Origin of the sequence: Chryseobacterium sp. (assembly GCF_022712095.1) — a bacterium.
Lineage (GTDB): Bacteria > Bacteroidota > Bacteroidia > Flavobacteriales > Weeksellaceae > Chryseobacterium.
The window spans coordinates 1-9112 of sequence record NZ_JALAHD010000119.1 but is presented as its reverse complement, the minus strand read 5'-3'; the positions used below and the strand labels follow the sequence as shown (position 1 = coordinate 9112).

5 protein-coding genes are annotated in these 9112 nt (G+C 38.6%); 3 read left to right on the top strand and 2 right to left on the bottom strand.

Annotation, left to right across the window (positions count from 1 at the left end; translation table 11 throughout):
- Nucleotides 1-54: 54 nt before the first annotated feature.
- Genes Q0A18_RS06010 through Q0A18_RS06000 form a run of 3 tightly spaced genes read left to right on the top strand, consistent with a single transcriptional unit; the run spans nt 55 to nt 2948 of the window.
- Nucleotides 55-1398, top strand: a complete 1344-nt coding sequence (locus tag Q0A18_RS06010; protein ID WP_292009249.1) for a cytochrome ubiquinol oxidase subunit I — start codon at nt 55-57, stop codon at nt 1396-1398.
- A complete protein-coding gene (locus tag Q0A18_RS06005) occupies nt 1395-2399 on the top strand; it encodes a cytochrome d ubiquinol oxidase subunit II (protein ID WP_292009248.1) in 1005 nt (334 codons plus the stop codon). Before Q0A18_RS06010 ends, Q0A18_RS06005 begins: the two co-directional genes overlap by 4 nt.
- Nucleotides 2400-2432: 33 nt before the next feature.
- Nucleotides 2433-2948 (top strand): ClbS/DfsB family four-helix bundle protein, encoded by a 516-nt coding sequence (locus tag Q0A18_RS06000; RefSeq protein WP_292009247.1) that lies wholly within the window; start codon nt 2433-2435, stop codon nt 2946-2948.
- Between the two features lie 43 nt (nt 2949-2991).
- Here the strand turns inward: Q0A18_RS06000 and Q0A18_RS05995 are convergent, their stop codons facing one another.
- Both Q0A18_RS05995 and gltB read right to left on the bottom strand, forming a co-directional pair.
- On the bottom strand, nt 2992-4428 hold the full coding sequence (locus tag Q0A18_RS05995) for a glutamate synthase subunit beta (protein ID WP_292009246.1): 1437 nt from the start codon (nt 4426-4428) through the stop codon (nt 2992-2994).
- Complete coding sequence (gene gltB, locus Q0A18_RS05990; RefSeq protein WP_292009245.1) at nt 4428-8960, bottom strand: glutamate synthase large subunit; 4533 nt, start codon at nt 8958-8960, stop codon at nt 4428-4430. The genes Q0A18_RS05995 and gltB overlap by 1 nt, the downstream gene beginning before the upstream one ends.
- Nucleotides 8961-9112: the final 152 nt, after the last annotated feature.

The window sequence follows — 9112 nt, the reverse complement described above, 5'->3', positions numbered from 1 at the left end:
TCATATCCCTACTTAATAATTTATCCCTAAATTTATCTGATCAAAATTGATTTTATGGACGATTTCATTGCTGCCCGTGCTCAGATGGCTATATCATTGGGGTTCCACATCATTTTTGCCTGCGTAGGAATGGTTATGCCTTTTCTGATGGCATTTGCTCACTGGAAATACTTAAAAACAAATAACGAAATATACAAAGGTCTCACTAAAGCATGGAGCAAAGGAGTAGCTATTCTTTTTGCTACCGGTGCCGTTTCCGGAACAATGCTTTCCTTTGAACTGGGACTTCTCTGGCCCGAATTCATGAAACATGCCGGGCCTATTTTCGGGATGCCTTTTTCCTTGGAAGGAACTGCATTTTTTATTGAAGCTATTGCAATCGGTTTTTTTCTTTACGGATGGAACCGATTTAATAAATGGTTTCACTGGTTTTGCGGATTTCTCGTAGGGCTTACCGGATTAGCATCAGGAATTCTGGTTGTTGCCGCCAATGCCTGGATGAATTCTCCTGCCGGTTTTGATTACATCAATGGACAATACGTGAATATCGACCCTATAAAAGCTATGTTTAATGACGCATGGTTTCCACAGGCTTTACACATGATTGTAGCAGCTTTCTGCGCTACCGGATTTGCCGTGGCAGGGGTTCATGCTTTTCTGATTATGAAAAAGAAAAATGTAGAATTTCATACTAAGGCTTTTAGAATTGCAGCCGGATTTGCTCTTATTGGTGCATTTGGAGCTCCGTTAAGTGGAGATATTGCAGCTAAATCCGTAGCTGCAAGGCAGCCTATAAAACTCGCGGCTATGGAGGCTCATTTTGAGACAGAAAAAGGAGCTACCTTTATAATTGGCGGTATTCCGGATGAAAAAAAAGAAGAAGTAAAATATGCTATCAAGATTCCGAAACTTCTCAGTTTTCTGGTGAGTAATAACTTCAATTCTGAAGTAAAGGGACTGAAAGATTTTCCAAAAGATGAATGGCCACCTATAGCGGTGACTCATTATGCTTTTCAAATAATGATCTTTTTCGGAGTTGTAGTGATCTGCATCGGGGCTGTTTATCTCTATGCATTTTTCTTCAGGAAAGAATGGCTCCATAAAAACTGGCTGCTTAAAACCTTTTTCATAGCTACTCCTTTCGGATATATTGCTTTAGAAGCCGGATGGACAGTAACAGAAGTAGGAAGACAGCCATGGATCATCTACGGAATTATGAGAACAATAGATGCAGTTACCCCGATGCCGGGCATTCAGTATTCATTTTATTTCTTTACTGCCATTTTCGTATCTCTTTCTTTAATTATCATCTTCTTAATGAAAAGACAGATTAAAATGGTTCCGAAACTGTATGACCCAACCGATATTCAGTTTAATGATAAAAACAAAAAATCATGATTTATATAGTTATAGGCTTTCTCTGGCTATCCATCTGTTTATATATAATCTTAGGCGGGGCGGATTTCGGAGCAGGAATCGTAGAGCTTTTCACCAACAGAAAAGCACGCCATAAAACTAATGAGATCATGTATGAATCCATAGCTCCTGTATGGGAGGCCAATCATATGTGGCTTATTATCGCTATTGTTATCCTTTTCGTAGGATTTCCCGGAATCTACACAACCTTATCCACTTATCTTCATATTCCGTTGGTATTGATGCTCCTCGGGATTATTGCGAGAGGAACTGCTTTTACTTTCAGGCATTATGATGCTGTGAAAGATGACTGGCAGATTCTGTATACCCATATTTTTTATTATGCGAGTCTTTTAACTCCTTTCTTTCTGGGCTTAATTGCTGCAGCTACCATTTCAGGATCCATTAACCCTGATGCAAAAGGTTTTTTAAATCTTTATATTTTCAGCTGGCTGAACTGGTTTGGAATAGCCGTAGGTTTATTTACCGTAGCCCTTTGCGCTTATCTTGCTTCTATATTTTCCTTACGGGAAACAAAAACCAAAGACGAACTTTCTCTTATGATAAGAAAATCAAAACAAACAATGATCTTTGTCGTTATTACCGGAATATTTGTTTTCTTGACAGCTCATTTTTCTGAAATTCCCCTTCTGACATGGGTATTCTCAAAACCATTAGGAATTATATCGGTTACTTTCGCCACTATTGCATTAGGCCTTATTTTCTATTGTATGAAAGAAAGAAAGTTAACGCCGGTAAGAGTATTGGCAGGGTTTCAGATTGTTATGATTCTTATTGCCGCTACTTATCAGCATAACCCCAATATTATATTATTAGGAAATGGAGGTCAGCTTTCTTTATTTACAGAAGCTGCTGCTCCTAAAACAATTGCTGCACTTGGCTGGGCTCTCATCTTAGGATCATTATTTATTCTTCCGTTTTTCTTCTATTTAATGTTTTCTTTCAGCCGATTGAGAAAATAAATAAGGACTTATCTAAAAACAGAAAAATAAAACATGACTCAATATCTGGATAAAACAGAACTTATCAAGGAAATAAAGAAACGATATACACTTTATGATGAGGAATTTGATGAGATTGATGAAAGTCTGAAAGATGTATTAAAAGCAGGTATTGCGAAAACTCCTTCTCAGAATATTTCCTACCAGATCGGCTGGACAAGCCTACTTTTACAGTGGGAATCTGATGAGCAGAAAGGTATTGAAGTAAAAACTCCAACTTCCGAATACAAATGGAATAATCTTGGAGGACTTTATCAGTCTTTTTATGAAACTTTCGGAGTTAACAGTTTAAGCCAGCAAAGGGAAATACTTAATCGTCAGGTAAAAGAGATCCTGCTATGGATCGAAAAACTTGATCATGATACCCTTTTCCTGCCTCAACAAAGAAAATGGGCCACCACATCAGCAAAATGGCCTTTATGGAAATGGATTCATATCAATACTGTCGCTCCTTTTAAAACTTTCAGAAGTCAGATCAAAAAATGGAAAAAAGAAATCGACACAGAATAAAATCCTATGCCGATCGGTATATTAAATCAGATTTATTTCCTATTTAAGCTCCTGCCTTTAAGAATTCATTGACCTTTTCGGCACATTGTCTTCCTTCAGCAATTGCCCAGACCACAAGACTTTGTCCTTTTCTGGCATCACCACAGGAAAATACTTTCTCCTGATTGGTTTTATACTCCTGATTATTTCCAATCAGATTTCCTTTGGGGTCCAAATGAATATCCAACGCTTCCACCAATCCCGTATGCTCTACATGTGTATATCCCAATGCAATAAAAACAAGGTCACACTCCAGTATAAATTCCGAACCGGGCTTTTCTGTATATAAATTCCATTTCCCTTCATCGGAATCTTTTGCCCATTCTGCTTCCACGAGGCGAACTCCAATTAAATTCCCATTTTCATCTTTCACAAATTCCTTAGAATTAACAGACCACATGCGATCACAGCCTTCTTCATGGGATGAAGTGACCTGTAGTAAAGCGGGATAGGTAGGCCAAGGCATAGTTTCATCCCTTTCTGTAGGCTGCATCGGTTTATAATAAATCTGATACACCACCTCTGCACCTTGGCGATTAGACGTCCCTATACAATCAGAGCCTGTATCACCTCCTCCTATTACAACGACTTTTTTTCCTTTAGCACTGATCTCCTCTTCCTCAAAAGGAATTCCGCTGACTCTCTTATTACTTTGTTTGAGGAAATCCATAGCAAAATGAATTCCTTTAGCATCCCGATTAGGAATTATCAAATCCTTAGGAACAGTACTTCCGGTTGCTAAAACTATAGCCTCAAAATTCCGGTTCAATTGCTCTACAGAATAATCAACACCTACATTCACATTGGTGCAGAATTCTACCCCTTCTTCTTTCATCCATTGAACACGACGTTCTACAATATTTTTATCCAGCTTAAAATCAGGAATTCCAAATCTCAGCAACCCGCCTATTTCCGGATCTCTTTCAAAAACCGTAACTGAATGTCCTAATTGATTCAATTGATAAGCAGCCGCCAGACCTGCCGGACCTGAGCCGATAACCGCTACTCTTTTCCCTGTCCTGAATTGCGGTATCTTCGGTATTGCAAATCCCTGTTCAAAAGCAATTTCAATAATATTTTTTTCAATTTCTTCAATAGTCACAGCTTTACTATTAATGCTCAAAACACAGGAACTTTCACATGGAGCAGGACAAATCCGTCCGGTAAACTCTGGAAAGTTATTGGTCGATATCAAAATATGATAAGCTTTTTCCCATTGTCTCTGATACACTGCATGGTTAAATTCCGGGATAAGATTTCCCAGCGGACAGCCACTCTGGCAAAAAGGGATACCGCAATCCATACATCTTGCAGCCTGTTGATTTAAAGCATTATCTGAAAGCCTTTGAACAAATTCATCATAATTCTTTATCCTGTCTTCTACCTTCAATTTGGAAGGAAATTCTCTTTCGTATATTAAAAATCCATCTGTCTTTCCCATTATTTCATCACATTTACCTGATTTTCTATTGCTTTCTTATATTCTCTCGGATATACTTTTATAAAGTATTTCAAGCTGTTTTCCCAGTCACTCAGCAGATATTCTCCAAGTTTACTTCCCGTATTTTCAAAATGTTCACGGACAAGACCTGAAATCAATGCTTTATCATCTTCTGTGATTTCTTCCAGATCAGCCATATCCGGGTTAAAATTTTGTTCCAAGGTCTTCTGAACATCCCATACATACGCAAGACCTCCACTCATTCCTGCACCGAAATTTCTTCCTACACTGCCCAGTACCAAAACAATTCCACCGGTCATATATTCACATCCGTGATCTCCAATTCCTTCCACTACCGCAGTAGCTCCGGAATTACGGACAGCAAACCGCTCTCCCGCCATTCCATTGATAAATACTTTTCCGGAAGTCGCTCCATATAAGGCAACATTCCCGACAATACTATTTTCATCAGCTTTAATAATGGCTTCTTTATCCGGAAAAACAGTCAGCTTAGCACCTGAAAGTCCTTTCCCTACATAATCATTGGCATCACCTTCCAGTACCATTGTGATTCCCTTATTACAAAATGCTCCGAAACTCTGCCCTGCAGTTCCTTTAAAACTAAACTTAAGAGAATCTTCTTTCATCCCCTCTGACTGATATATTTTAGTTAGTTCATGAGAAAGTATGGTACCCACAGCCCTGTCTGTATTTTTTATGTCAAAGTGAGCTTGTGTTTTTATATTATTTTGGAGTGCCTCTTTTGCTTCTTTCAGCATTTTCCATGAAATGGAATCATCAAGTCCATGATCCTGCTCCTCAGATTTAATAACCGGAAGATCAGTTTCTACTTTCTGGAGAATTCTGCTTACATCTATATGCTGATGTTTCCAGAAATTGATTTGAGGCTTTTTTTCAAGACATTGGGATTGTCCCACCATTTCATCAATGGTCCTGAAACCCAAATTAGCCATAATCTCCCTGACTTCCATTGCAAGAAACGTGAAGTAATTGACAAGGTGTTCAGGTTTTCCTTTAAACTTTTTCCTAAGCTCTTCATTTTGGGTAGCCACTCCTACGGGACAGGTATTCAAATGACATTTTCTCATTAAAATACATCCTTCCACAATAAGAGCTGATGTGGCAATTCCCCATTCTTCTGCACCCAATAAAGTAGCAATAGCTAAATCCCGTCCGGTTTTCACCTGGCCATCTACCTGAAGAGTCACTCTTTGTCTTAGTTTATTTTTAATCAATGTCTGATGGGCTTCTGCCAACCCAAGTTCCCAGGGTAATCCCGTGTGCCGGACAGAGCTTAATGGTGAGGCACCGGTACCACCGTCATACCCTGAAATCAGAATATGATCTGCTTTTGCCTTTGCCACCCCAGAAGCAATGGTCCCTACTCCTGCTTTTGAAACCAGCTTCACTGAAATCCGGGCATGGCGATTGGCATTTTTCAAATCAAAAATAAGCTGGGCCAGATCTTCAATAGAATAAATATCATGATGTGGTGGTGGAGAAATCAACCCTACTCCCGGCGTAGAATGCCGCGTTTTACCAATCCATGTATCTACTTTATCGCCCGGCAGCTGACCGCCTTCTCCGGGTTTAGCACCCTGAGCCATTTTAATCTGGATTTCATCTGCTTCGGCTAAATATCTTGCCGTTACTCCAAATCTTCCAGATGCGATCTGCTTTATGGATGATCTTAGGCTGTCACCATTTTCATTAAGTATATATCTGTTCTCATCTTCTCCACCTTCTCCCGTATTACTTTTAGCTCCAATCCTATTCATTGCAATAGCCAACGTTGTATGAGCTTCCCAGGAAATAGAACCAAAGGACATGGCTCCGGTCGCAAACCTTTTCATGATATTTTCAACAGGTTCCACTTCTTCAAGAGGAATCGAAGCTCTGTCATTTTTAAATTCCAGTAAGCCTCTTAACAACGAAGCTTTTCCCATCTGCTGATTGACCACTCTGGAATACTTCTTAAAAGTATGGTAATCATTATTCCAAGCAGCCTGCTGTAACAAGTGTACTGACTGTGGATTAAACTGGTGGTATTCACTGTTGTTCCGCCACTGATAAACACCTCCCGTATCTAAGATATCTTTAATCACCTCTTCTCCGAAAGCATCCATATGTTTTACCAATGCTTCTTTTGCAATTTCATCAAAACCAATTCCTTCAATACGGGAAACAGCACCGGTAAAACAGGTATTGACAATTAATTTATTCAGTCCGATAATCTCAAAAATCTGAGCCCCATGATAAGACTGCAATGTCGAAATCCCCATTTTTGAGAAAATCTTCAGCAGTCCGTCACCCACTGCTTTTTTATAATTATTTCTTAGTTTTTCCAAATCTTCCTCCTCCCCGAATTCTCCCTCATGAAACATCTGCCGTATACTCGCCAAAGCAAGATAAGGGTTAATTGCCGTAGCTCCGAACCCCAATAAAGCAGCAAAATGATGAACTTCCCAAACATCACCAACCTCCATCACCAATCCGATTTTTCTACGCACACCTTTTCTTATCAGGTGATGGTGTACCGCCGAACAGGCCAGCAATGACGGAATTGCAGCATGCTGAGAGTCCAGTGAACGATCGGACAGTATAATCACCTCAAAGCCAGCATCTACAGCATCTACAGCATACCTGCAAATACGGTCAATTGCTTTCTTTAAATTTCCTTCTTTTCCATTAGCATTAAAATAAGTATAAATAGTTTTGGATTGAAATTTTCCGGTGTCAACACTTCTCAGTTTTTCAAGCTGTTGATTATTCAGAATAGGATTTTCCAGTTTAATGGAATGTGCAAAACTTTTATCTTCTTCCAGGAGATTCCCATTTCCTCCGATAATGGTTGTCAATGACATCACCAGTTTTTCTCGGATCGGATCTATTGGCGGATTGGTAACCTGGGCAAATAATTGTTTGAAATAGGAACTCAAATGCTGCGGCTTTTCACTCAACACGGCCAAAGGACTATCAAATCCCATGGAACCTATCGGCTCTTTTCCTTTGGATGCCATTTCTTTCACTACTACATTTAGATCTTCTCTTGAATATCCAAATGCCTTCTGGTATTTGAAGATATCATCCGTCTGGAGTTTATTGAAACGGATTTTAGGATCAGGCAACTCATTGATTTCAATTCTCATTTTATCCAGCCATTCTCTGTAAGGCTGTGAAGTACATATTTCTTTTTTGAGTTCATCATCTTTTATGATAGTCCCTTTTTTCATATCTACCAGAAACATTTTTCCAGGCTGAAGGCGACATCTTTTGATTACTTTTTTAGGGTCTACCGGCAAAGCTCCTGATTCGGAAGCCATGATAACCAGATCATCAGAAGTGACACAATATCTTGAAGGGCGGAGACCGTTTCTATCTAAAGTGGCTCCTATAATATCTCCATCCGTAAAGGAAATGGAAGCCGGTCCATCCCAAGGCTCCATTAAACAGGCATGAAATTCATAGAAATCTTTTTTGTATTGTTCCATCTGTTCATGTCCGTCCCATGCTTCCGGAATCAGCATCATCATTGTATGAGGAAGTGATCTCCCCGCATGATAAAGCAACTCCACCATATTATCCAGATAGGAAGAGTCAGACTGTCCGGGCTTCGTTAGCGGAAGAATCATATCCATTTCCTGGGGAGTAAAAAGCTGACTTTTAAATATTTTCTCAGAAGATTTCAACCAGTTCAGGTTTCCCCCAATAGTATTAATTTCACCATTATGGGCCAAAAACCGAAATGGCTGTGCTAAACTCCAAGTGGGAGAAGTATTGGTTGCAAAACGGGAATGTACCATCCCGAAAGCTGATCTGATTTTAGGATTGGTCAGGTCTTTAAAGTAATTTCTGATCTGAATACTTCTCAGTTGCCCTTTATAAATAAGTTTTTTACAGGAGAATGAGGCCACATAAAAACCAATAGGATCATTATTGGTTACGCTTGTGCTCTGATGAGAAATATAGTTTTTAAAAACAAAAAGCTTTCTTTCAAAATCTTTTTCACTTTCAATATCAAATGGACGTTCTATAAAAAGCATTTCCATTACCGGTTCTACACTTTTTGCCAGATTACCCAATTCAATATTACTCACCGGCACAGGACGATAGCCTAATATTTTAAGATTCAGCTTCTCTGCAGATTGAGCAATGACCTCTTTACATTCTTCGCGTATAAAATTATTCTGAGGAAAAAATATCATTCCTAAACCGTAATATCCCGGTTCAGGTAAGTCTATTCCATAATTTAAAGCTTCATCATAGAGAAGCTCATGGGGAATCTGAATCTGAATACCGGCCCCATCACCTGTATTACTTTCATATCCGGTAGCACCACGATGCTCCATATTTTCGAGCATAGTAATAGCATCACTTATTATTTTATAAGTTTTGACTCCTTTAATATTAGCCACAAAACCGACACCACAGGAATCAAATTCAAATTCAGGCTGATAAAGCCCATAGTTTTCTGAAAAATTATCAGGATTATTTTTTAGTATTTTGTTCATCTCCATATTCATTTGCTTATCAAATGTAATAAAAAGAACAAGTTTAAAGGTTATAAATTATATTTATTTCATTAAAAATAAATAATAAGAAATTTTAATTAAAAAATAATCAAATTAATTACTCAATCCGTATTAAAATTTAAATTTTAATA